Origin of the sequence: Paracoccus sp. MBLB3053 (genome assembly GCF_031822435.1) — a bacterium.
In the GTDB taxonomy this organism is placed as follows: domain Bacteria; phylum Pseudomonadota; class Alphaproteobacteria; order Rhodobacterales; family Rhodobacteraceae; genus Paracoccus; species Paracoccus aurantius.
In genome coordinates, this window is sequence record NZ_JAVQLW010000001.1 from 486,831 (window position 1) to 511,328 (window position 24,498).

Below are 24,498 nucleotides of genomic sequence, written 5' to 3' on the forward strand. Positions count from 1 at the left end.
GGTAAGGGCCGAAGCCCTTACTCCTCGTCCTCCGCATCCAGGAGTTCCATGTTGAGGCCCAGACCCCGGACCTCCTTGACCAGAACGTTGAACGATTCCGGCACGCCGGCTTCGAAGTTGTCCTCGCCCTTGACGATGCTCTCGTAGACCTTGGTCCGGCCTGCCACGTCGTCCGACTTCACCGTCAGCATTTCCTGCAGGGTGTAGGCGGCGCCATAGGCTTCGAGGGCCCAGACCTCCATCTCACCCAGACGCTGACCACCGAACTGCGCCTTACCACCCAGCGGCTGCTGCGTGACGAGCGAGTACGGACCGGTCGAACGAGCGTGCATCTTGTCGTCGACAAGGTGGTGCAGCTTCAGGACATATTTGGCGCCAACCGTGACCTTGCGGGCGAACTGCTCGCCGGTCCGGCCGTCGAACACGACAGACTGACCGGAGGTGTCGAAGCCCGCGCGGCGCAGGGCATCGTTCACGTCCGCCTCTTTCGCACCGTCGAAGACGGGCGTGGCGATCGGAACGCCGGTGCGGACCGCGTTCGCGTGCTCGATCAGCATGTCGTCATCGACGCCCTCGAACTGCGTGGCGTAAAGATCGTCGCCATAGCCGTTCTTCATGGCTTCGCGGACAGGGGTCATGTCGCCGTTGCGGCGATAGTCCTGCAGCGCCTCGTCGATCTTGATGCCCAGGTTGCGCGATGCCCAACCCATGTGGGTTTCAAGGATCTGACCGACGTTCATCCGCGAAGGCACGCCAAGCGGGTTCAGCACCAGGTCGACGGGCGTGCCGTCAGCCAGGAAGGGCATGTCCTCGATCGGAACGACCTTCGAGACGACACCCTTGTTGCCGTGGCGACCGGCCATCTTGTCGCCCGCCTGAAGCTTGCGCTTCACGGCAACGAAGACCTTGACCATCTTCATCACGCCCGGAGGCAGATCGTCACCCTGGCGAACCTTCTCGACCTTGTCGTCGAAACGGTTGTCCAGCGCACGCTTCAGCGCGTCGAATTGCTGGTTCAGCGCCTCGACTTCCTTGGCGGTGTCCTCGTCGGCGACGGCAAGCTGCCACCACTGGCCACGGCTGAGCTGGCTCAGCAGATCGTCATCAACGGTCGAACCGGCCTTGATGCCCTTCGGACCCTTGACGACTTCCCTGCCCATGATCAGCGTCTTCAAGCGCGCATAGATGTTGCGCTCGAGGATCGCCAGCTCGTCGTCCCGGTCGCGGGCCAGACGTTCGACTTCCTCGCGCTCGATCTGAAGCGCACGCTCGTCCTTGTCGACGCCGTGACGGTTGAAGACGCGGACCTCGACGATCGTGCCATAGGCACCCGGGGGCAGACGCAGCGAGGTGTCGCGAACGTCCGAAGCCTTTTCACCGAAGATGGCGCGCAGAAGCTTCTCTTCCGGGGTCATCGGCGATTCACCCTTCGGGGTGATCTTGCCGACCAGGATGTCGCCCGGACCAACCTCGGCGCCGATATAGACGATGCCTGCCTCGTCGAGGTTGCGCAGCGCTTCTTCACCGACGTTCGGGATGTCGCGGGTGATCTCTTCCGGGCCAAGCTTCGTGTCGCGGGCCGCCACTTCGTATTCGTCGATATGGATCGAGGTGAACACGTCGTCGCGGTGGATCCGCTCGGAGATCAGGATCGAGTCTTCGTAGTTGTAGCCGTTCCAGGGCATGAAGGCCACGACCACGTTCCGGCCGATCGCCAGTTCACCCTGATCGGTCGACGGACCGTCAGCGATGACCTGGTTCTTCACCACCGTATCGCCCACCTTGACGATGGGACGCTGGTTGATGGTCGACGACTGGTTCGAACGCTTGAACTTGCGCAGGCGATAGATATCGACGCCAGCGTCCCCGCCACCCAGATCCTCGGTCGCGCGAACAACGATCCGCTGTGCGTCGACCTGGTCGATGATGCCGCCGCGGCGCGCCATGATGGCCGCACCGGAATCGCGTGCCACGGTCGCTTCCATGCCGGTGCCCACAAGCGGAGCCTCGGCGCGCAGAAGCGGAACCGCCTGACGTTGCATGTTCGAGCCCATCAGGGCGCGGTTGGCGTCGTCGTTTTCAAGGAACGGGATCAGGGCCGCTGCGACCGAGACCAGCTGCTTGGGCGAAACGTCGATCAGATCGACGGCATCGACCGGGTTCAGCATGAAGTCGCCAGCCTGGCGGGTCGAAACCAGATCGTCAACGAACTTGCCGTTTTCGTCCAGAACCGCGTTGGCCTGCGCCACGGTGTGACGCATTTCCTCGGTTGCCGACATGTAGACCACGTCGTCGGTCACATGACCTTCGACCACCTTGCGGTAGGGGGTCTCGATGAAGCCGTATTTGTTCACGCGGGCAAAGGTGGCCAGCGAGTTGATCAGACCGATGTTCTGACCTTCCGGCGTCTCGATGGGGCACATCCGGCCGTAATGGGTCGGGTGAACGTCGCGAACCTCGAAGCCTGCACGCTCGCGCGTCAGACCGCCCGGCCCGAGCGCCGAAAGACGACGCTTGTGCGTGACTTCCGAAAGCGGGTTGGTCTGGTCCATGAACTGCGACAGCTGCGACGAGCCGAAGAATTCGCGGACGGCGGCAGCAGCCGGTTTCGCGTTGATCAGGTCCTGCGGCATGACGGTGTCGATCTCGACGCCCGACATGCGTTCGCGGATCGCACGCTCCATGCGCAGCAGGCCGATGCGATACTGGTTTTCCATCAGCTCGCCGACCGAGCGGACGCGGCGGTTGCCCAGGTGGTCAATATCGTCGATCTCGCCCTTGCCGTCGCGCAGTTCCACGAGGCCGCGGATACAGGCGATGATATCGGCCTTGCGCAAGGTGCGCTGGGTGTCCGGCGCATCCAGGTTCAGGCGCATGTTCATCTTGACGCGACCCACGGCCGAAAGGTCGTAGCGCTCGCTGTCGAAGAACAGGCTGTCGAACAGGGTCGAGGCAGCCTCGACGGTCGGCGGCTCACCCGGACGCATGACGCGATAGATATCCATGAGCGCGCTTTCGCGGTTCATGTTCTTGTCGGCGGCCATGGTGTTGCGAATATACGGGCCGACATTGACATGGTCGATGTCGAGAACCGGGATATCTTCAATGCCGTTGTCCAGCAGAACCTTGAGCAGGCCGCCCGAGATTTCGCCATCGCGGTCATATTCGACGGTGATCTCGTCGCCGGCTTCGGCGTAGATCAGGCCGGTCTGCTCGTTGATGATATCCTTCGCGACGAAGCGGCCGATGATCTTCTCGAACGGCAGCAGAAGGTTGATCTGCCCCTTTTCGTTCAGCTGCTTGACGAGACGCGGCGTGACCTTTTCGCCGGCCTTGGTGATGACTTCGCCGGTTTCGGCATTCACCAGGTCGAAGGTCGGACGGGTGCCGCGGACACGCTCGGGGAAGAACTTGGTAACCCAGCCCGCGTCCTGGCCCCGGCTCGCGCGCTGCAGCTTGTAGTCCACGGTATCGTAGAAGGAATCCATGATTCCTTCCTGATCCATGCCGAGGGCATAAAGCAGCGTCGTCACCGGAAGCTTGCGGCGACGGTCGATACGCGCGAACACAAGGTCCTTGGCGTCGAATTCGAAGTCGAGCCACGAGCCGCGATAGGGAATGATGCGGCAGGCGAACAGCAGCTTGCCCGACGAGTGGGTCTTGCCGCGGTCATGGTCGAAGAACACGCCCGGCGAACGGTGCATCTGCGAGACGACGACGCGCTCGGTGCCGTTGACGATGAAGGTGCCGTTCTGCGTCATCAGGGGCATGTCGCCCATGTAGACGTCCTGCTCCTTGATGTCCTTGACCGATTTCGCGCCGGTGTTTTCGTCGACATCGAACACGATCAGACGCAGCGTCACCTTGAGCGGCGCGGCATAGGTCATGTCGCGGGCCTGGCACTCGTCGACATCGTATTTCGGACGTTCGAGTTCGTATTTCACGAATTCGAGCGTCGCGGTTTCATTGAAGTCCTTGATCGGGAACACCGACTGGAAGACACCATTGATGCCCTCGCCGTCCTGGTGGCTCTCGCCCTCACCCGACCGCAGGAACAGGTCGTAGGAGGATTTCTGAACCTCGATGAGGTTCGGCATTTCCAGGACTTCGCGGATATTGCCATAATAACGCCGGACGCGTTTCTGGCCGACATAAGCTTGAGCCATAGAGGGTCTTACCTTTCGTCTTTGCTTGCGGCGGTCGTCGGGGCCCGACCGGCGCAAGGCGGCGAATGAGGGGCGGGGTTCCATTCGTGCCGCGCGTCCCACCGCGCGACTCCCGAACCCCGAACATGCCCTGAAGGAAGGTTTCCGGCCGTTTCCATCGAAACCGCCCTTCAAGACAGGTTCGGCAGGGACCGGGAAACCCGGACCCTGCCCAATTTTCTAAGTCAATTGACCCGAAAGGCCAATTACTTCAGCTCGACCTTGGCACCAGCCGCTTCGAGTTTCTTTTTCATCTCTTCAGCGTCAGCTTTCGAGACGCCTTCTTTGACTTTGCCACCGGCTTCGACCAGGTCCTTGGCTTCTTTCAGGCCCAGACCGGTGATGCCGCGAACTTCTTTGATCACGTTGATCTTGTTCGCGCCGGCGTCGGTCAGAACGACGTCGAACTCGGTTTTTTCTTCGGCGGCGTCAGCGGCGCCACCAGCAGCCGGACCAGCAACCATGACGGCGCCACCAGCAGCCGGCTCGATGCCGTATTCGTCTTTCAGGATGGTTTTCAGTTCCTGGGCTTCCAGCAGGGTCAGGCCCACGATTTCTTCGGCGAGTTTTTTCAGATCAGCCATTTTTCCGTTCTTTCACTAAGTGTTCCAACGATGGGTATTTGGACCCTACGAGGGAATGGGATTGCCTTAAGCGGCCTCGCGCTCTTCCAGAGTCGTGAGGATGCCCGCGATGTTGGAAGCAGGTGCGCCAATCGCGCCCGCGATGTTCGAGGCAGGGGCGCCGATGCAGGCCACGATCGAAGCGATGAGCTCCTCGCGCGACGGCATCTGTGCCACGGCTTTCACACCGGCGGGGTCAAGCGCCGTGTCGCCCATCGCACCGCCCAGGATAACGAACTTGTCGTTGGCCTTGGCGTACTTGTCCGCGACCTTGGCAGCAGCCACAGGGTCTTCGGAGTAAGCGAGCACGGTCATACCCGTCAGATAGTCGGCGATGCTTGCGCAAGGCTTTCCATCCAGGGCGATCTTGGCGAGCCTGTTCTTGGCAACGCGAACGGACCCGCCAACTTCGCGCATTTGCGCGCGCAGGTCCTGCATTTGGGCAACCGTCATTCCTTCGTAGTGTGCAACCACCACGACGCCAGAGGCTTCGAAGATTTGGCCGAGTTCCTCGACCAACTGCTCTTTCTGCGCTCTATCCACGGTTTCACTCCAAGTATGGGGGTTTCCCCCCGGCTCTCACTTTCCTGACGCCAGAACAGCGACAGGACGGGTCCGTGACGGTCCCAAGATCACCCGAACTTCAGTTCGGAAAATGGTCTTGCTCCCATCTCAGGAAGGAAATTAAGCGGCCCGGATCTTAGATCGCGTCCCGCACCCTCCGTCTCGGACAGGACGGGGCTGAGCGCCCCGCCATCCACCGGGTTGCCCCGGCGAAATTCTTGCGCTTACTGCGCGACGGCCGAAGCCAGATCCAGCGACACGCCCGGACCCATGGTCGAGCTGATCGAGACCTTCTTCACGTAGGTGCCCTTGGCGCCCGACGGCTTTGCGCGGTTCACGGCATCCACGAAAGCGCGGATGTTCTCTGCCAGCTTCCCGGCATCGAACGAAGCCTTGCCGACACCAGCGTGAACGACACCGGCTTTTTCGGCCTTGAACTGGACTTCACCACCCTTGGCAGCTTCGACGGCCGCTTTCACGTCCATCGTCACCGTGCCGACCTTGGGGTTCGGCATCAGGTTGCGCGGGCCCAGGATCTTGCCCAGGCGGCCGACCAGCGGCATCATGTCCGGAGTCGCGATGCAGCGATCGAAATTGATGTTGCCGGCCTGGATGGCTTCCATCAGGTCTTCCGCGCCAACGATTTCGGCGCCTGCAGCCTTGGCTTCGTCAGCCTTCGGGCCACGAGCGAAGACGGCAACGCGCACGTCCTTGCCAGTTCCGTTCGGCAGCGTGACGACACCGCGGACCATCTGGTCGGCGTGACGCGGATCGACGCCCAGGTTCATCGCGATCTCGACGGTTTCGTCGAATTTCGCTTTGACGTTGGACTTCACCAGCGCAACGGCATCCTCAACCGACAGGTTGGCCTTGCCATCGAAAGCGGCGCGAGCAGCAGCTTTGTTTTTCGAGATCTTTGCCATGACTTAGCCTTTCACCTCGATGCCGATCGAACGGGCCGAGCCAAGGATGATTTGCATCGCGGCTTCGACGTCATTCGCAGACAGGTCCTTCATCTTGGCTTCGGCGATCTCGCGAACTTGCTTCGCGGTCACGGTGCCGGCAACCTGACGGCCGGGCTTTTCCGAGCCGCGGGCGCGGTTGCGCTTGCCGACGGGCTTCAGACCAGCAGCCTTCTTCAGCAGGAACGAAGCCGGCGGGGTCTTCGTCACGAAAGTGAAGGATTTATCGGCGTAATAGGTAATCACGACCGGAACCGGCGAACCCGGCTCCATTTCCTGCGTCTTGGCGTTGAACGCCTTGCAGAATTCCATGATGTTGATGCCGCGCTGACCCAGAGCCGGGCCGACGGGCGGGGACGGGTTGGCTTGACCCGCCTTGATTTGCAGCTTGAGGCTGCCGACAACTTTCTTGGCCATCTGGCCCTCTCCTTATCATCACGCCCACCCTTGGATCAGGGCATTTGGGCCGACTTAGCGGTACGGCTCTCGCCTCCCGCGCGATATCACGCGGTCTTGGAGACCTGCGTGAATTCCAGCTCGACCGGCGTCGGCCGACCGAAGATCGAAACGGTGACTTTCACGCGGCTTGCCGCGTCATCGACCTCTTCGACCATGCCCGAGAAGCCCTCGAAGGGCCCGTCGGTCACATTTACCTTCTCACCCACCTCGAACCGGATCAGGTTGCGCGGAGCGACTTCGGCCCCACCTTCACCGGTGCGATGCAGGATCGCGTTCACTTCGTCGTCGCGCATCGGCATCGGCTTGCCCTGCGCGCCAAGGAATCCGGTCACCCGATTGATCGAGTTGACCAGGTGGTAGGTGCGATCCGACAACTCCATGCGGACCAGAACATAGCCCGGCATGAAGCGACGTTCGGACGTCACCTTCTTGCCGCGACGGATCTCGATCACCTCTTCGGTGGGGACCAGGACCTCGTCGATCTCCTCTTCAAGACCATTCTCGGCAACTGCCTGACGAATCGCCTCGGCGACCTTCTTTTCAAAGTTCGACAGGACGCTGACCGAATACCAACGCTTTGCCATGTCTCGATCGACCCCTGTTCCTTCCCGACCGGCCCTTATCAAGCCGCCGAATTCAAATGCCAGCCCGCGACCGGTTCATCACACAACATGACGTTTCGGCCAAATTGAAATCGGCGCGCATGAGCGAATCGATGCACGCCGCGTCTTGGGCAGGTCGCAAGCACATACCGCTCCCTGCCTGCTATTGCAAGACCTCAGCCGCCGACGAAGTTCAGGATGCCCGACAGCCCGGTCTTGATCGCAAGATCGACGAGGAAGAAAAAGATCGAGGCCAGCGTCGCCATGATAAAGACCATGATGGTGGTCGTGATCACCTCGCGACGGGTCGGCCAGCTGATCTTGCCGACTTCGCTGCGCACCTGGCTGATGAACTGGACGGGGTTGGCCATAACGTTCCCTTCGGTCTTGCAGCCGCTCAGATAGCCCTCGCCGAGCGGATTTTCAAGCCGGAACTGCCGAACTGGTCAGGGCTCAAGAAACTCGACGTTTCGCCGGGCTTTGATCGCCGCGATCTCCTGGGCGTAGAACTCGGCCGAACGGCGATAAACTTCGTCATCCAGCAGCCGCAGCGGGCCATGGCCATCTTCGCGCGTGAACCTGCGCCTGGCCTGTCGCAGCAGGTGCCGCAAGTCGGCACTCGTGTCAGCCATGGCGCGCGCAAGAAACCATTCGTAGCCCTCCTGCGTGACGCTGACGTTCTTTGGCTCAAGGTCCGGCACGATTCCCGCCAACCCGTCGGGCAAAAGCAGTCCAAGCAACCGCTCCCGCACCGCGCGATAGTCTTCGTAGCGCCAGATCACGAGCCGCTTGACGCCTTCGACGCGGGCCAGGCGTTTAACCAGACCCGACCACCTGATCTGAGCCGGGTCGCGTCCACGAAGATAAGGCCGCAACTCGAGCTCGTTCCCAAGACTCATCTGCAGCGCAAAGGCCGAGACGCAGAAATGGGCAGGATCGCGCACGGAGAGATAGAGGGTGGCCGATTCGCCACCGGCCATCTCGATCACCTGTCGAACCCGCGGTGCCGCGTCGGGGTAAAGCACGCCCCTGCGCGAGAACATGTTGGTTCGGTGCGTCCCGCCAAGAATATTCTCTTCCGAGATAAACAACCGCTCATAATGATCGCGTGCCGCGGCAAACTGGCGCACGCAGTCCTGATGGGCTTGGCAGTCGCTGCCCTGCGCAAGCGCCTGCGCCAGCGGGATGGTTTCCCGAAGGACCGAGGGGTCAGCGTAAAACACCCCGCCTCCGTTCAGGCTGTCCTGCACTTCACGCAGCGAATTCTGCAGATGCGTCGAGGCCGTCTTGTGCGCCCCCAGATGGATGCTCAGCAAGGCGACTGCATCCCTTCGATCGTATTCAAATCAGACCCTGAATGCATTTTCGAATTCGATGCGTCTCTCTTGCGTCGTGCTGCCAGCGTTCTGAAGGAAAGCTCGGGACCTTGTCAAACCGGTGCAGGCCCAAAGCGCCGCTTGCACCCGATCTGGCCAAGCCGGTGGCAATTGTTTGCCTGACCCGCCCCCAGCAAGCGCGCAACAAAAAACCCGGGCGAAAATCGTCCCGGTTGTGCGCAATCATGATGCGGCCTGGCAGGGGCAGGGGGACTCGAACCCACGACCCTCGGTTTTGGAGACCGATGCTCTACCAACTGAGCTATACCCCTAGGCCGGGATGCTGATTACGGCAGGTCCGCCGCCGGTTCAAGAGGGAAGTCGCACGAGATGTTGCTTTCAGTCGTTTTCGAGGAAACCGCCCGATTGCCGCGCCCACAGTCCCGCATAGATTCCCCCCTGTGTGAGAAGCTGCTCGTGGGTACCCTGCTCGACGATACGCCCCCTCTCCATGACGATCAGCCGGTCCATCTGGGCAATCGTGGAAAGCCTGTGCGCGATGGCGATCACGGTCTTGCCCTGCATCAAGCTTTCCAGTTGTCCCTGAATCGCCGCTTCAACCTCGCTGTCGAGCGCGCTGGTGGCCTCGTCAAGTACCAGGATCGGTGCGTCCTTCAGCAGCACGCGGGCAATCGCGATGCGCTGCCTCTGTCCGCCCGAAAGCTTGACGCCGCGTTCGCCGACATGGGCCTCAAGCCCCCGCCTGCCCTGCGAATCGCCAAGCGCGCTGACGAAATCCGATGCCTCGGCCTGCTCGACCGCCTGCAACACCTCCTCTTCGGTTGCATCCGGTCGGCCATAGGCGATGTTGTCGCGGATCGAGCGGTGCAGCAGCGAGGTATCCTGCGTGACCACCCCGATGGCGGCCCGCAGCGATTCCTGCGTCACTTGCGCGATGTCCTGCCCGTCGATGAGAATCTTGCCGCCCTCCAGATCGTGAAAGCGCAGGATCAGGTTCACGAGCGTCGATTTGCCCGCGCCCGACCGACCGACAAGGCCGATGCGTTCCCCCGGTGCGATGCTCAGGCTCAGATCGTCCAGCACCGCGACGCCGCGACCCTCGATCGCCCCGGAATAGCGAAACGTCACATGGCGGAACTCGACCGCTCCGTTGGGAACCTGCAGCGCCACCGCGTCCGGTCGGTCCGTCACCATGCGGGGTAGCGAAAGCGATCCGATACCGTCGCGCACCGTGCCGATATTCTCGAAAAGACCTGCGAATTCCCACATGATCCAATGCGACATGCTGCCCAGCCGCAGGGCCAGCGGAACGGCGACAGCCACTGCCCCGACTTCGACACGGCCCTGCATCCAAAGCCAGATCCCCAGCGCCGTCACCGCAAAGGTCAGGCCCGAATTCAGACTGGAAAGCAAGATGTTCTGGATCGAGGACAGGCGCATCTGGGCGTGCACGGTCGCAAGAAACCCGTCCATGCTTTCGCGCACATAGGCCTCTTCGCGCGAACTGTGCGAGAATAGCTTCACCGTCGAGATATTGGTGTAGCTGTCGACCACCCTGCCCGTCATGACCGCACGCGCATCCGCCTGGGCCTGGCTGACACGGCCGATGCGGGGCACGACCCACCACAGCAGCAATCCATAGGACAGCCCCCAGAAGAAGAACGGAACGGCAAGCCAGCCGTCGGTCGAGGCGGCCAGCACGAGGGCACCCAGAAAATAGACGCCGACATAGACAAGAACATCCAGAAACTTCATCGCCACTTCGCGCACCGCCAATGCCGTCTGCATCAGCTTGGCGGCGATTCGTCCGGCGAATTCGTCCTGGAAATAGCTCATCGACTGACGCAGCAGATAGCGATGCGCCTGCCAACGGATCCGCTGCGGCAGGTTGCCCATCAGCGTCTGGTGCATGAGCAATGAAAAGATGATCTGCAATAGCGGGATGCCGATCACCAGAATGGCGGCCATGAACATCAGCCGGCCGCCCTCGACCTGCCAGAACTCCGACCTGCTGGTCCCTGAAAGACGGTCGACGAGGTCGCCGAGATAGCCGAAAAGAATGACCTCGAAGACCGCGATCAGCCCCGAACAGGCCGACATGGCAAGCATGTAGCCCCATGCCCCGCGCGAGAAATGCAGAATGAATCGCCATAGCCCATTGGGCGGCATCAGAGGCGCATCCGCAGGATAGGGATCGAGCCGGCTTTCGAACCAGCTGAACATGTTTGACCTCGTGGATGGGGTTCCGCAGACCCGATGGCGGCCAACGGTGTCATCTGCCGCGGCGGTCTGCAAGGGGCCTAGAGGTGTCGCGTTTCCAGCGCGGGATTCCACCACGCGTCATGCGCCCCATCGGCGAAAAAGACCGGGGCCGCAGCCAGTTCAGCTTCCGTAGCATTGTCGATGGCACCGACGCAGACCATGACAAAGGCCCCGCCCAGTTCGTCCACGTTTCCATCGGTCCACAATCTCGTGCCGCAGCGTGAACAGAAACGGTGGTGCATGTCGACTCCGTCGCCCTGACGTCGCGGAGTCTCGGCCAGAAGGTCGCGACCCGAAAGGACGCGCAGCCCGCTGGCTTCGGGCAGTTTCATTTCCCAGTAGCGCATCTTGCGGCAGAAGCTGCAATTGCAGCGCATCGTCCCCTCTGCCAGATCGCCAACCGCCTCGAAACGGATGGCGCCGCAGAAACAGGATCCGTGATAGGTCTTCATTGCTCGCCCCCAATGTGACAGCCCCTAGCAGGCCACAGTCACATTGCGCGCGCGATGCTGACAAAAGCTGTCAGCTGCCCAACTTCTCGGCGAAGAATTCGGTCGTCCGCTCCCATGCAAGCTTCGCGGCGGCCTCGTCGTATCGGGGAGTCGTGTCGTTGTGGAAGCCGTGCTGTGTGCCCTCATAGAAGAAGGCCTGGTATTCGATGCCATTGGCTTTCAGCGCGGCCTCATAGGCGGGCCATCCGGCATTCACCCTTTCGTCGTTCTCGGCGTAATGCAGCATCAGCGGCGCCTTGATCTGGGAAACCTCCTCGTCACGGGGCTGACGACCATAGAAGGGGACCGAGGCCGACAGGTCCGGATAGGCGACCGCCAACGCATTGCAGACCCCTCCGCCGTAACAAAAGCCCACGCAGCCCACCTTCCCGGTCGAATCGGGATGGTCACGTAGGAATTCGTATCCGGCAAAGAAATCCTCCATTAGTTTCGCCGGATCGAGACTCGACTGCATTTCGCGACCCTCTTCGTCGGTCCCGGGATAGCCGCCGATGGAACTCAGCCCATCCGGGCCGAAGGCGAGATACCCGGCCTTTCCTAGCCGGCGGACAACGTCCTCGATATAGGGGTTCAGCCCGCGATTCTCGTGCACGACCAGCACTGAAGGCAGCTTGCCCTGAACGTCGGCCGGACGGGCCATCAGACCCGATATCCGGCCATTCCCGTCGGGGCTGTCATAGCTTGCGGTCTCGGTCACGATCGCCGGGTCATCGGGCTGCACCTGCATGGCCAACGCATAATCAGGTCGCAACGACTCGAAGATCGCAGCGGCCGTCATGCCGGCAGTCGCGAACTGCGCGGCCTGCGTCATGAAATCGCGCTTGCTGATCCGGCCATGCACATAGCCATCGAATATCTCGAGAATCCGGGGGTGGAAATCAGAAGCCTTCCTGCGTTCGGTCATCGCCTGCCCTCCCTTGGCTGTGCCACAGACTAACACGCATGTGCCGCTTCCCGGTTCGAAAAGTCGTGAGCAGAAAATGCAAGAAGGCCGCCCCCGAGGGAGCGGCCCTTTCATCGCGATATCCCCGAGGGGATCACCCGATGATCTTCTTTCCCGAATTACTTCAGGATTTTCGAGACGACGCCTGCGCCGACGGTGCGGCCGCCTTCACGGATGGCGAAGCGCAGCTTCTCTTCCATCGCGATCGGGGCGATCAGTTCGACTTCGAACTTCAGGTTGTCGCCCGGCATCACCATCTCGGTGCCTTCCGGCAGCTTCACGGTGCCGGTCACGTCCGTCGTGCGGAAGTAGAACTGCGGACGGTAGTTCGCGAAGAACGGCGTGTGACGGCCACCCTCTTCCTTGGTCAGGATGTAGGCTTCGGCTTCGAAGGTCGTGTGCGGCGTCACCGATTTCGGCTTCACCAGGACCTGGCCACGCTCGACGCCATCACGGTCGATGCCGCGCAGCAGAACGCCGACATTGTCGCCAGCCTCACCGCGATCCAGCAGCTTGCGGAACATCTCGACGCCGGTGCAGGTGGTTTTCTTGGTGTCGCGGATGCCCACGATCTCAAGCTCGTCACCGACGTTGACGGCGCCACGCTCGACGCGGCCGGTCACAACCGTGCCGCGGCCCGAGATCGAGAACACGTCTTCGATCGGCAGCAGGAACGGCTGGTCGACAGCGCGCTCGGGCGTCGGGATGTATTCGTCGACAGCGGCGATCAGCGCGCGGATCGAGTTCTCGCCGATCTCGGCGTCGCGGCCTTCCAGAGCGGCCAGAGCCGAGCCCTTGATGATCGGAATGTCATCGCCGGGATAGTCGTAGGAGGACAGAAGCTCGCGCACTTCCATCTCGACCAGTTCCAGAAGCTCTTCGTCATCCACCTGGTCGACCTTGTTCAGGTAGACGACCATGTAGGGAATGCCGACCTGGCGGCCCAGCAGGATGTGCTCGCGCGTCTGCGGCATCGGGCCGTCGGCAGCGTTCACCACCAGGATCGCGCCGTCCATCTGCGCAGCACCCGTGATCATGTTCTTCACGTAGTCGGCGTGGCCGGGGCAGTCGACGTGGGCGTAGTGACGGCTTTCCGACTCATACTCAACGTGCGCGGTCGAGATCGTGATGCCGCGGGCGCGCTCTTCCGGGGCGCCGTCGATCTGGTCATAGGCCTTGAAGTCACCAAAATACTTGGTGATCGCAGCCGTCAGCGTCGTCTTGCCGTGGTCAACGTGACCAATGGTCCCGATGTTGACGTGCGGTTTCGTACGTTCAAACTTTGCCTTTGCCATCATGGCCTCCTATCGGAGAGGGCCACCCGCGCGACGACCCCCATCGTGAAACATCCGCCGCGACTTATAATTGCGCCGGGGAAAAATCAAGGGCGACCAAGCAGTGCTGGCAAACAGCGTGTCCTGGCGGACCTCGGCCATTCTTGGCGGAACCAACCTCCGACCTTCGGGCTTAGTCTGCAACTGGCGAACCGTCGCGCAGACGGGTGCCTTTTCACGTCGGAGGACGAGATGAGCCTGATGAAATCACTTGCCCGCGTTGCGGCCGGTATCATGCTGGCAAAGGGTATCGGCACGATGATGAAGAACGCCCAGCAAGGGCGAAGCTCGACCGGAGGCGGCGCCCAGACCGGTCACCAGCCCTCGGGGGGCATCCTGGACGATCTCGTGGGCAAAAGCTCGGGACGGCCGGCATCGGATCAGTCCGCATCTGCTCAGCACGGATCGGGCGGTCTTGGGGACATACTCGGACAGATCCTCGGCGGTCGCCCCCCTGGCGCCGGCGGGGGCGCGCCCTATGGCGGCAGCCATTCCCCCGGCACCTCGGGGGGCGGGCTCGGCGGGCTCCTCGATCAACTGACCGCCGGGCGGACAGGCTCGACGACGGCCAGCAGCGGCGGTCTGGGCGGAAGTCTTGGACAGATCCTTGCTGGCGGTGCGGCGGGGGGGCTGGGCGGGGTGCTCGGCGACCTTCTTGGCGGTCCGCAGGCCCGCGCCAACCCGACACCCAGTGGCGGCGGTGGTGGGCTTGCCCAGAAGGATTCGCAGCCCAATAACGATGCAAGTTTCGGAGAAGTCCTGAACGAGGCATTGGTGAATGGCGGCGAACCCGACACCAAGCCGACGCCCGAGCAGAATGCTCTGGCGGGCCTGATCCTGCGGGCGATGATCCAGGCCGCCAAGTCGGACGGCAAGATCGACGAGGCCGAGCAGTCACGGTTGATGAAGGAGTTCGGCGAACTCGATGAAGAAGAACGCCAGTTCATCCGCGCCCAGATGGCCGCGCCGGTCGATGCCGAGGCCTTGGCGCGCGAGGTGCCGCAGGGGCTCGGGCCGCAAATTTACCTGATGTCCCTGATGGCGATCGACTTCGACAGTCGGCAAGAGGCGGAATACCTGCATTCCTTCGCCACGGCTTTGGGGCTCGACAAGGCCACCGTCAACGGCATTCACGAAAAGGTCGGCGCCACCAATCTTTACGCCTGATCGAACAGGCCCAGCTGGCGCGGGGCATCCCCTGCCCCCGCCTCATCGAGGCCCGAAAGCGTGATCCCCAGCAGCCGGACACCGTGCGGATCGGCGAAGACGGGACCAAGCAGATCACAGGCGATCCCCAGCATTTCGTCCCGGCTTTCCACCGGGCGCGGCAGTGACTTTGCGCGGGTGATCTGCCGAAAGTCGCCGTACTTGACCTTGAGCGTCACCGTCCGCCCCGATTTGCGCGCCCGCTCGGCGTGGCGCCAGACCTTGTCCGCCAATGGGCCCAGTTCGAGAATAGCCGCGTCAAGATCACGCAGATCATCGAAAAATGTGTTCTCGGCCCCGATCGACTTGCGGATGCGGTCAGGCTTGACCTCGCGCATGTCGATGCCCCGCGCGATGTTCCAGTAGTAGGTCCCCGACTTGCCGAACCGCGCTGTCAGGAATTCGAGGCTCTGCCTCGCCAGATCGGCGCCTGTCAAAATGCCATGCGCCTCCATCCGCGCGGCTGTCGCCGGGCCCACACCGTGAAATCGTCCGATAGGAAGCGACTGCACGAACTCGGCCCCCGCTTCTGGCGGGATAACGAAAAGCCCGTCGGGTTTGCGCTGGTCCGAGGCCAGCTTTGCCAGGAACTTGTTGTAGCTGACCCCCGCCGAGGCAGTAAGCCCGGTCGCCTGCAGGATGCGGGCGCGAATTTCCTGCGCGATACGGGTCGCGGTCCGCCCTTCGAGCTGGTCGGTCAGGTCCAGGTAGGCCTCATCGAGCGAAAGCGGCTCGATAAGGGGGGTGTAATCGGCAAATATCTCGCGGATCTGCTGGCTTACCGCCTTGTAAACCTCGAAACGTGGCTTCACGAAGATCAGATCGGGACAAAGCCGCTTCGCCCGCATCGAAGGCATGGCCGAGCGAACACCGAAGCGTCGCGCCTCATAGCTTGCAGCGGCGACGACGCCTCGCTGGATGCCGCCAACAGCTACCGGCCTGCCGCGCAAATCGGGATTGTCGCGCTGCTCGACGGACGCGAAAAACGCGTCCATGTCCACATGGACGATGCGGCGGATGCGCTCGCCGCCCTCGGTCACGCCGCGATGCGGGCGTCCCCCGCCGTCAGCCCCTCACCCATGCGGTCGAAACGCATATGGGCGATTGCCCTGCCGCCGGATTGGGTGAAAAGCGTTCCCGCCTCGCGTCCATCGGCCATCAGGATCGGCGTGCCGACGGGGGCTTCTCCTTCGACGGCCACGGTGACAAGACCCTTGCGCAAATCGGTCTTGTGTTTCATGCGCGCCGTGACCTCCTGCCCGACATAGCAGCCCTTGCGAAAATCGACGCCGTGCAGCCGCTCGAACCCGGCCTCAAGAATGAAGGTCTCGTTTGGGATCAGCTCGGCCAGGGTTTCGGGAATGCAATGCTCGACCCGGATCGCGTCGAAATCGGTGCCGTCGTCCCCTGCCCCGCCGTAAAGCCGCCAGCCCAATGCGTCATGCCGCGGATCAGCGATGGCGGCGTCGGGCATGTCGCCAATTCCACGTGAAACCGTCAGGTCCGTCGGCTCGATCGTGACGTCCGATCGCAGCTTGTACATCGACAGCCGCCGTTCCAGATCGCCGGCCAGCCGTTCATCGACGTCGATCAGCAGACGTTCGTGTTCCGGGATGACCAGAAAATCGGCCAGATATTTCCCCTGAGGAGTGAGCAGCGCGGCCCAGCAGGGCACCTCGCCCACCTTGTTCGTCACCAGGCCCTGCAGGAATTCGACCCGGTCAGGCCCCGAAACCGCCAGAATGCGCCGCATCACTCGTCTCCGAATTGCAGTTTGACCAAGGCGGAATAGGCTCCGCCCTTTGCCATCAATTGGTCATGATTGCCTTCCTCGACAACCCGGCCGGCGTCCAGAACCACGATCTTGTCGGCCTGCCGGATGGTCGAAAGGCGGTGGGCGATGACAAGGGTGGTGCGTCCGACGGACAGATCGTCCAGCGCCTGCTGCACAAGCCTTTCGCTTTGCGCGTCCAATGCGCTTGTCGCTTCGTCCAGCAACAGGACCGGAGCGTTTCGCAGGACGGCGCGGGCGATCGCGACACGCTGCCGCTGCCCGCCCGAAAGGGCCGAGCCGCGTGGCCCGGCGGGCGTATCCAGGCCCTGCGGCAGCGGATCGACGAAATCTGCGACATGGGCGGCCTCGATCGCGGCGCGCAGGCGGGATTCGTCCTCGGGATGGCCCAGCAGGATGTTCTCGCGCAGCGTCTCGTCGAACAGCGCGGCGTCCTGGCTGACGGTCGAAAACTGGTCGCGCAGCGTCGCAAGGTCGAATTCGTCCAGCGGCACGCCGCCCAGCGTGATCGTTCCCGAGGCCGGGTCGACCATGCGCGTGAGCAGGTTGAAGACCGTAGACTTCCCCGCCCCGGAAGGTCCGACAAGCGCGGTCGTCCGCCCAGCCTCGGCAGTGAAGGTCAAGCCATTCAGAACCGGGTGGTTGTCATAGCAAAGATGGACATTCTCCAGCCGGATCGTCGTGTCGGACGGCGGCTCGTGCCGGGACCCCGAACGGATCGTCGGGCGCATGTCCAGAATTTCGTATATCCGCTCCAGGCTCGCGGCGGCCGTCTGCCAGGTGCCCGCCAGGCTGCCCAGCCGGCGCAGGGGTTGAAAGGCCAGCGCCATCGCGGTGAAGAAGGACATGAAATCCCCCACGGTGCGCTCGCCCGACATGACTTCCGCGCCGCCCAGCCACAAAACGCCCATGAAGCCCAGCCCCGTCACGACATCGACCAGCGCAGGGACGGTCGCGCCGATGGCCGACATCTTGATCTGTCCGGTGCGGATGCGGTCAACGATCTGGCTGAAGCGGTTGGTCTGGTATTCCTCCATGCGGTTCAGCTTTACCGCGTTGATGCCATGCAGAACCTCGTCCAGGCGCGTCGCGCGCTGGCTGGCATTCTGGCGGTTCTGGCGCATCTTGCGGCGAATGTAGCGCTGGACCATGACCATCGGCAGGATCAGAAGCGGCGCGCCGATCAGCGCGGCCAGCGTCCATTCCGGATCGACGGCGATTGCCACACCGAACAGCGAGATCAGCGAAACCATGTCCCGGCCCGCGCCCGAGATGAAGGTGGACCACACCCCCTGCACCGCGATCGAATCGCCCTGGACGCGCTCGATCATCGCGCCGGGCGGGTTCTTCTGGAAGAAGCTGCCGTCCAGCGTCATGATATGACGCAGCATGTCGGTCTGCATTCTCGTCGAAACCGCGAGCGAAACCGATGTCATCAGGCTTCGGTTGATGACGAACGTCGCAGCCCGCAACAGGAACAGCCCGAAGATCGCACCCCCGACCCCCCAGATCGCGTCGCTATCGCCGCCGACGAAGACCCGATCGAAAAGAGGTTTCAGCATCCAGCTGAGCAAACCCAGCGTCGATCCTTCCAGCACCAGGAAGAACAGGGCAAACAGGATGCGTGCCCAATAGGGCCGCAGATAGTCTCCCCACATGCGCGAGAAGAGATTGGCTGTTTTCTGTAGCTTTTCCGCCATCGTCGCCCCGCCTGAGATTGCGCAAGGGATAAGGTGCAAGGCCCTTCAGGGCAAGTGGCGGGGTGCCCGTTGACCTTGTCGCGGCTCGGGCCTACCGATTGCGGATCCTTCTGAAAGGCTTCACGACATGAGCTTTGCCCTTGGGCGTCCGGTCATCGCCATCCCCGGTCCCTCGCCTGTCCCGGATCGCGTCCTGCGCGCGATGCATCGCCCCTCGCCCGATATTTACGGAGCCGAGCTTGCGCAGGAAAACCATGCTATGGTCGAGCGGCTGAAGCGCCTCGCCGGCACGACCGCCCATTGCGCCCCCTATATCGGAAACGGCCATGCCGGCTGGGAAGCCGCGAATGTCAACCTGTTCAACCGGGGCGAGACCGCGCTCGTCCTCACCTCGGGACATTTCGGCCGCAGCTGGGCGCAAAGCGCGCGCATGCTCGGGATCGCGGTCGAGGAGCTGGATTTCGGCCTTGCCCCGCCCGATCCACAGCGCCTTGCCGACCGTCTTGCCCGGGACCGGCGCCAAGAGATCAAGGCGGTGCTGGTCTGTCAGGTCGACACGGCAAGCTCTGCCCGGGCCGACATTCCGGCCATCCGCGCGGCCATGCGTGACCATCCCGCGCTTCTGGCCGTCGATGCGATTGCCTCGCTTGGTTGCGAGCCGATGCAGATGGACGAATGGGGCGTCGACCTGCTTGTTTCGGCCAGCCAGAAAGGCTTGATGGTGCCGCCGGGCGTCGCGCTGATCTGGCTTTCGGAGCGTCTCAAGGGGCAGGCGCGCACCGACCTTGCCACGCCCTATTGGGATTGGACGCCGCGCGCAGAAGCGCAGGAGCTTTGGCAATTCTGGGGCGGCACACCCCCCGTCCAGCACATCTACGGATTGAACGAGGCGCTGACCCTGCTTCTGGAGGAAGAGACGCTGCCGGTCGCGTGGGCCCGCCACGAAGCGCTGGCCCGCGCGACTTGGGCCGCGCTCGAGGCGTGGGGCGCGACGGGAACGGGCATCTCGGCCGTGATCGCCTATCCCGCGGGACGGGCACGATCGGTAACGGCCGCGACCATCCCGAAGGCGACCGAACTGCGCCGCTGGACGCAGGAAAAAGCCGGGCTGACCCTGGGTGTCGGACTGGGCGCGGCCGATCCCGACGCCGGACTGCGCATCGCGCATATGGGCCATGTCAGCGCGCATCAACTGCTGGGCACGCTTGCCGTGATCGAGGCGGGGATGGATGCAATCGGCATTCCTCATGGGCCCGGCGGCGTCGAGGCTGCTGCGCGCCTGATCGCTCAAACCGCCTGAAACCGTCAGGCAGAACCTTGTTGCGCTGCCGCGCTGGCGGCGCAATCCTTGCGGGCAGAACCGGGAAAGCGCGATGCGTCGGACCAAACCACCCGAATTCCACTCCGAAGTCCTCCTCCGCGATACGGACTTCGCCATGCTCGACCGTCTTCTGCGCAGCGAGGCGCGGGAACATGGGCTAGATCTGCATGACGGTCATGGCCGCTCGACATGGTGCCAGACCGAATGGGGCGAATTCGGCGCCAAGAAACGCGGCGGGGACGTTCTGATATTCGCCCGTGCGCACCGCCCCGAGTGGTTGGCGGCGATGAAGGAAACAATCACCGATCATGTCATGGCGGCCATGCCCGGTCGCGCCTTGACGATGCGCTGGTCGTCCTTGGCCGACATCGGCAAACCGCCCGCCAATTTCAGCCTTGCCCGTGCGGGACAGGCGCGGCGAATATCTGAGGATTTCGTCCGATTGCGGCTTCATTCCCCAGACCTGACCCGGCTTGCATCCGAAGATTCGATCCATTTCCGCCTTTTGCTGCCTGCGCCGGGCGACGGCCGCCCCGAATGGCCTCGGGTCGGCGCGAATGGTCAGACCAACTGGCCAGCCGGGGCGAAAGCGCTGCATCGCCCGGTCTACACCATACGCAAGATCAATGCGGCAGAAGGATGGCTGGACACCGACATCTATCTTCACTCCGGCGGCCGAGTCACCCAATGGGTCTTGCATGGCGCCGGACCCTTCGAAGTCGGGCTGATCGGCCCCAGTGGTGGCGGAATTCCCCGGACCGCGAAGCTGGTCCTGGCCGCGGACGAATCCGGATACCCCGCAATCGCACGGATCATCGAGGCGCGCCCGCAGGCGCAGGGCACGGTCTGGCTGATGGGCCGGAGAAACGACTATCCCATGCCATCGGCGCCAAACCTGGAAATCTTCCATCTGCCCGAGGGCGCCGATGCGCTGCCGGCGATCCTCGCCTCGGCACCGCCGCCGGCCGACGCGTTCCTTTGGATGGCAGCCGAGAAGGGCAGCATTGCAGCGATCCGCCGGATTTTACTGCAAGATCCGGAACACGACCCGCATCTGACGCATCTTTCGGCTTATTGGAGCCGACCTTCGGCGGACCCCGCTTCGGCCGAATAGTTGACAATTTTACCCTGATGACTAAAACCTCGGCAAAACCGCGGCCCGGGGCGCTTTGGATTCGACGCTCCCTCAGCATCTGCGGATCGATGCCGAAGATACGAAGGATCACCATGAGCCTACCGTCGCAGCCGCGCCTTTGCGCGGGGATTGCCCTTTCGCTTGCCGTCCTGCTGACCGCCGCACCGCTTTGGGCACAGGACGCAGGCAGCGCGCCTCCGGCGACGGTGATCGAGCCCAGCCCGGCCCAGTCAGGTGCCGGGCAACCCACGGCCACATCAGCACCAGAGGAAACGGACACCGCCGCGCCGGCAGCGCCTGACGCGACGAGCCAAACCATGGCAACACCCGCGCCCTCTGCAGGCACGCCCGAAGCACCCGAAGCGCCGGCAGCCCCGAGCGACGCCGCACAGGCCGTGGAACCGGATGCCACCGGCGCAACCCAGATGGCCCAGCCGCAACCGGGCGCTGGTCCGGTGCCGGCCGCTCCGGCCGAACCGGCATCTCGCACCGAAGACAGCTTCTTCCCTGATATCATCCAGCAGGCACTGGAACCGCTTGCGCCTCAGGAACGCGACCCGACCCTGCCGCACGATCTGTCGCCGATGGGCATGTTCTGGGCCGCAGACCTCGTGGTCAAGGGCGTCATGCTGGGTCTCGCCTTCGCATCGATCGTCACCTGGACCGTCCTGGTCGCCAAGTTCCTGGAACTCGCCGGCGCCATGAACCGGGTCAGGAACGGTATCCGGCGGATCGAGACGGCCTCCAGCCTGCCCGCGGCGCTTTCCGCCATCGGAAAGCGACGCGATCCGGTATCGCGGATGATCCGTGCGGCAGCCAGCGAATATGACCGCTCGGCCCCGGCCCTGGACGTCGCGGGCGACAGCGGCCTCAAGGAACGCGTCGAATCCCATCTCGATCGCATCGAGGCCGTGGCCGGTCGCAGCATGGGACGTGGCACCGGGGTGCTGGCCACAATCGGTTCGACCGCACCCTTCGTCGGGCTTTTCGGAACGGTCTGGGGCATCATGAACAGCTTCATCGGCATTTCCGAGGCCCAGACCACGAACCTTGCAGTCGTGGCCCCGGGCATTGCCGAAGCCTTGCTTGCAACCGCGATCGGCCTCGTCGCGGCGATCCCCGCCGTGGTCATCTACAACGTCTTCGCGCGCGCCATCACGGGCTACCGACTGCGGCTCGCCAATGCCTCGGCCGGAGTGAGGCGGCTGGTCAGCCGCGATCTCGATTTCCGCAGCGCCATCCCCAGCAGAGAGGCCTGATCCATGGCAGGCGGCATCCGCAAAACGCAGGGCGACGATCTGGTCGAGAACCATGAAATCAACGTCACCCCCTTCATTGACGTCATGCTGGTCTTGCTGATCATCTTCATGGTCGCGGCCCCGCTTGCGACCGTGGACGTCAATGTCGATCTGCCGGTGTCGAATGCCACACCGGCGCAGCGTCCCGACCAGCCTGTCTGGGTCACGGTCAAGCCGGACCTGACCCTTGCGCTCGGCAATGACGACATCCCGGACGGCGGGCTTGCCAGCGCCTTGGCCGCGGCAACCGGCAATGACCACGAAAAGCGGATATTCCTGCGCGCCGACAAGGCTGTGACCTATGGCGATCTCATGGGGGTGATGAACACCCTGCGCGAGACCGGCTATCTGAAGATCGCACTTGTCGGCCTTGAAACAACCGCGGCAGGCGGCGCGGCCCCCGCGCCAGAGGCGTCCGCGTCAAGCGGGACGTCCCAACCATGAACGAGCGCGGCGGATTGCGCACGGCCGCGCTTTGGGGATCCGCCGCGATCCTGGTGCTTGGCGCGCATCTCGGCGGAGCCCTGCTGCTTTTGCACCACGCCCAGGCCGCAGCCCCGCCGGGCCTGCCCGATCCGATCTTCATCGAGCTGGCACCGCTGCCCGAGGCCGCGACCCCGCCCGAAGAGACCGACACGCCCGAACTGGCCGAGGCGGCACCGGAGCCGGAGCCGGAACCCGAGCCGGAACCCGAGCCAGATCCGGAACCCGAGCCCGCGCCGGATTTTGTCATGGACCAGCCCCTGCCCGAGCTCGAGCCGCTGCCCGACATGAACTCGCTTTTCCCACCGCCACCCGATGCGGTGGTGTTGCAAAGCTCGGCCCGCCCGAAGCAGCGCCCCGAACCCCGAGAACCCGAGCCAGAGCCCAGACGCGTCGAGAAACAGCCCGAACCGAAGCAGGTCGAAAAGAAAAAAGAGCGTGCCGAGCGCGAACAGCCGGCGCGTCAGGCGACGACCACGGCGCGCGCGCCGCAGGCCGAACGCAGCGCCGCGCCCCAGGCGCAGACCGGTCAGCCCTCGGCACGTCAGGTTGCGACCTGGCAATCCAAGGTGCAGTCCACCGTCAACCGGCACATGCAGCGTGCGCGTCTGAAACGCGGGGGCGTCAGCGTGACCATTGCCTTCACGATCAATGCCAATGGCCAGGTTTCGCGCGGCAGGTTGACCGGATCGACCGGAGATCCGCAAACCGATGCGGCCCTTGCCCGGCAGGCGTCCAGCCTGCCCCGCATGCCCGCCCACCCCTCGGGACGGGCCATACCGGTCACGCTGCCGGTGACGATCCGGCGCTGATCGCCTCGACGCCAAGTTCGGACGCTAGTCCACGGATCACTTCGGCCAAGGCGCGTGCATCGGTTGCGGCATCGGAGTTACGGCGCCACACCACTGCCAGATCCCGCGACGGTTCTGGCGGTGCGAAGGGCACGATGCGCAAACGCTGCACCCGACCTTCATCCGAAAGCGCGAGCTTCGGGATCAGTGTCATGCCAAGCCCGCTTGATACCATCCGCATCAATGTGGCCATCGAAGCCGCCTCGAGATTGACCTTGCGCCTCGGGCTGCGCATGCCGCAGACCTCAAGTGCCTGATCCCTCAGGCAGTGCCCGTCGGCCAGCAGCAACAGCCGCTCGGCGGCGATGCTTTCGGGCTTGGCCGGGCCGGACAGGAACGTATCGTCGTCTTCCGAAAGGGCGATCAGGAAGCCATCTCGCAACACCGGCTCGGCAACGATCCCATCTTCTCCGACCGGCAGTGCCATCAGGCCGGCATCGTAGCGATGGCTGCCGATTCCGTTCAGCAGATCGTCGGTCGCCACTTCGTGCAGTTCCAGATCCAGCATGGGGTGGTTCTGGCGGAGAGCGGCAATCAGCTTCGGAATGAGATACGGAGCCACGGTCGGAATTATGGCCAGTCGCAGCTTCCCTGTCAGCGCGGTTCGCCCGGCGCGTGCTATGGCCTGCAATCGTTGGGCCGTGTCGATCAACTCCTGTGCGACAGGCAGAAGCCGTTCCCCAAGCCCAGTCAGACGGACCGGGCCCGCGCCTGCACCGCGCTCGAACAGCGCGCCGCCAAGGCGCGCCTCGAGCTGCGCAATCTGACTGGAAAGACCGGGCTGGGAAACATTGGACACCTCTGCCGCCCGGCCAAAGTTGCGAAGCCTTGCCACCGCAAGGAAATAGGTGATCTGGCGAAGCGTGAAGTTCATAAATCAGAATTATCACATGCGGAAAAAATGAGAAG

Annotated in this window: 22 protein-coding genes and 1 tRNA gene; 6 read left to right on the top strand and 17 right to left on the bottom strand. The window is 63.3% G+C overall.

Annotated elements, in window-relative coordinates; all coding sequences use genetic code 11:
• Nucleotides 1–17: 17 nt before the first annotated feature.
• From rpoB to tuf, 13 genes are all read right to left on the bottom strand, one after another.
• A complete protein-coding gene (rpoB, locus tag RGQ15_RS02430; RefSeq protein ID WP_311158623.1) occupies nt 18–4,166 on the bottom strand; it encodes a DNA-directed RNA polymerase subunit beta in 4,149 nt (1,382 codons plus the stop codon).
• Between the two features lie 245 nt (nt 4,167–4,411).
• A complete protein-coding gene (gene rplL / locus RGQ15_RS02435) occupies nt 4,412–4,789 on the bottom strand; it encodes a 50S ribosomal protein L7/L12 (protein WP_311158625.1) in 378 nt (125 codons plus the stop codon).
• Between the two features lie 66 nt (nt 4,790–4,855).
• Complete coding sequence (rplJ, locus tag RGQ15_RS02440) at nt 4,856–5,371, bottom strand: 50S ribosomal protein L10 (protein WP_311158626.1); 516 nt, start codon at nt 5,369–5,371, stop codon at nt 4,856–4,858.
• 245 nt (nt 5,372–5,616) lie between these two features.
• Nucleotides 5,617–6,315 carry a 50S ribosomal protein L1 gene (gene rplA, locus RGQ15_RS02445; RefSeq protein ID WP_311158627.1) on the bottom strand — a complete coding sequence of 233 codons (699 nt, stop codon included), beginning with the start codon at nt 6,313–6,315 and terminating at the stop codon, nt 5,617–5,619.
• Nucleotides 6,316–6,318: 3 nt separating this feature from the next.
• Nucleotides 6,319–6,771 (bottom strand): 50S ribosomal protein L11, encoded by a 453-nt coding sequence (gene rplK / locus RGQ15_RS02450; RefSeq protein ID WP_311158628.1) that lies wholly within the window; start codon nt 6,769–6,771, stop codon nt 6,319–6,321.
• Nucleotides 6,772–6,857: 86 nt separating this feature from the next.
• Nucleotides 6,858–7,397 (bottom strand): transcription termination/antitermination protein NusG, encoded by a 540-nt coding sequence (nusG, locus tag RGQ15_RS02455; protein ID WP_311158629.1) that lies wholly within the window; start codon nt 7,395–7,397, stop codon nt 6,858–6,860.
• Between the two features lie 194 nt (nt 7,398–7,591).
• Nucleotides 7,592–7,786, bottom strand: a complete 195-nt coding sequence (gene secE / locus RGQ15_RS02460; RefSeq protein WP_311158630.1) for a preprotein translocase subunit SecE — start codon at nt 7,784–7,786, stop codon at nt 7,592–7,594.
• A 75-nt stretch (nt 7,787–7,861) separates the two neighbouring features.
• A complete protein-coding gene (locus RGQ15_RS02465; RefSeq protein ID WP_311158631.1) occupies nt 7,862–8,731 on the bottom strand; it encodes a hypothetical protein in 870 nt (289 codons plus the stop codon).
• A 256-nt stretch (nt 8,732–8,987) separates the two neighbouring features.
• Nucleotides 8,988–9,063, bottom strand: a tRNA-Trp gene (locus tag RGQ15_RS02470).
• Nucleotides 9,064–9,130: 67 nt separating this feature from the next.
• Complete coding sequence (locus RGQ15_RS02475; protein WP_311158632.1) at nt 9,131–10,975, bottom strand: ABC transporter ATP-binding protein; 1,845 nt, start codon at nt 10,973–10,975, stop codon at nt 9,131–9,133.
• A gap of 77 nt (nt 10,976–11,052) precedes the next feature.
• The gene (locus RGQ15_RS02480; RefSeq protein WP_311158633.1) at nt 11,053–11,466 is read right to left on the bottom strand and encodes a GFA family protein; all 414 of its coding nucleotides are present in this window, start codon (nt 11,464–11,466) and stop codon (nt 11,053–11,055) included.
• Nucleotides 11,467–11,536: 70 nt separating this feature from the next.
• The gene (yghX, locus tag RGQ15_RS02485; RefSeq protein ID WP_311158634.1) at nt 11,537–12,430 is read right to left on the bottom strand and encodes a YghX family hydrolase; all 894 of its coding nucleotides are present in this window, start codon (nt 12,428–12,430) and stop codon (nt 11,537–11,539) included.
• Between the two features lie 158 nt (nt 12,431–12,588).
• Nucleotides 12,589–13,764, bottom strand: coding sequence for an elongation factor Tu (tuf, locus tag RGQ15_RS02490; protein WP_311158619.1), 1,176 nt, complete (start codon nt 13,762–13,764; stop codon nt 12,589–12,591).
• 231 nt (nt 13,765–13,995) lie between these two features.
• Here tuf and RGQ15_RS02495 point away from each other — a divergent pair, with 231 nt between their 5' ends.
• A complete protein-coding gene (locus RGQ15_RS02495) occupies nt 13,996–14,970 on the top strand; it encodes a tellurite resistance TerB family protein (protein ID WP_311158635.1) in 975 nt (324 codons plus the stop codon).
• Here the strand turns inward: RGQ15_RS02495 and dinB are convergent.
• Genes dinB through RGQ15_RS02510 form a run of 3 tightly spaced genes read right to left on the bottom strand, consistent with a single transcriptional unit; the run spans nt 14,961 to nt 18,501 of the window.
• On the bottom strand, nt 14,961–16,049 hold the full coding sequence (gene dinB / locus RGQ15_RS02500) for a DNA polymerase IV (RefSeq protein WP_311158636.1): 1,089 nt from the start codon (nt 16,047–16,049) through the stop codon (nt 14,961–14,963). The genes RGQ15_RS02495 and dinB overlap by 10 nt on opposite strands.
• Nucleotides 16,046–16,762 (bottom strand): CAF17-like 4Fe-4S cluster assembly/insertion protein YgfZ, encoded by a 717-nt coding sequence (gene ygfZ / locus RGQ15_RS02505; RefSeq protein ID WP_311158637.1) that lies wholly within the window; start codon nt 16,760–16,762, stop codon nt 16,046–16,048. The genes dinB and ygfZ overlap by 4 nt, the downstream gene beginning before the upstream one ends.
• Nucleotides 16,762–18,501, bottom strand: a complete 1,740-nt coding sequence (locus RGQ15_RS02510) for an ABC transporter ATP-binding protein (RefSeq protein WP_311158638.1) — start codon at nt 18,499–18,501, stop codon at nt 16,762–16,764. The genes ygfZ and RGQ15_RS02510 overlap by 1 nt, the downstream gene beginning before the upstream one ends.
• Nucleotides 18,502–18,628: 127 nt before the next feature.
• Here RGQ15_RS02510 and RGQ15_RS02515 point away from each other — a divergent pair, with 127 nt between their 5' ends.
• The 5 genes from RGQ15_RS02515 to RGQ15_RS02535 all read left to right on the top strand — a co-directional run bounded on the left by RGQ15_RS02515 (nt 18,629) and on the right by RGQ15_RS02535 (nt 23,550).
• Nucleotides 18,629–19,801: a pyridoxal-phosphate-dependent aminotransferase family protein gene (locus RGQ15_RS02515; RefSeq protein WP_311158639.1), complete on the top strand. Its 1,173-nt coding sequence runs from the start codon at nt 18,629–18,631 to the stop codon at nt 19,799–19,801.
• 73 nt (nt 19,802–19,874) lie between these two features.
• Nucleotides 19,875–20,936: a siderophore-interacting protein gene (locus RGQ15_RS02520; protein WP_311158640.1), complete on the top strand. Its 1,062-nt coding sequence runs from the start codon at nt 19,875–19,877 to the stop codon at nt 20,934–20,936.
• A 113-nt stretch (nt 20,937–21,049) separates the two neighbouring features.
• The gene (gene exbB, locus RGQ15_RS02525) at nt 21,050–22,216 is read left to right on the top strand and encodes a tonB-system energizer ExbB (protein ID WP_311158641.1); all 1,167 of its coding nucleotides are present in this window, start codon (nt 21,050–21,052) and stop codon (nt 22,214–22,216) included.
• A 3-nt stretch (nt 22,217–22,219) separates the two neighbouring features.
• The gene (exbD, locus tag RGQ15_RS02530; protein ID WP_311158642.1) at nt 22,220–22,699 is read left to right on the top strand and encodes a TonB system transport protein ExbD; all 480 of its coding nucleotides are present in this window, start codon (nt 22,220–22,222) and stop codon (nt 22,697–22,699) included.
• On the top strand, nt 22,696–23,550 hold the full coding sequence (locus tag RGQ15_RS02535) for an energy transducer TonB family protein (RefSeq protein WP_311158643.1): 855 nt from the start codon (nt 22,696–22,698) through the stop codon (nt 23,548–23,550). Before exbD ends, RGQ15_RS02535 begins: the two co-directional genes overlap by 4 nt.
• On the opposite strand, the gene RGQ15_RS02540 is transcribed toward RGQ15_RS02535, so the two are convergent.
• On the bottom strand, nt 23,522–24,463 hold the full coding sequence (locus tag RGQ15_RS02540) for a hydrogen peroxide-inducible genes activator (protein WP_311158644.1): 942 nt from the start codon (nt 24,461–24,463) through the stop codon (nt 23,522–23,524). The two genes, RGQ15_RS02535 and RGQ15_RS02540, sit on opposite strands and share 29 nt — an antisense overlap.
• Nucleotides 24,464–24,498: the final 35 nt, after the last annotated feature.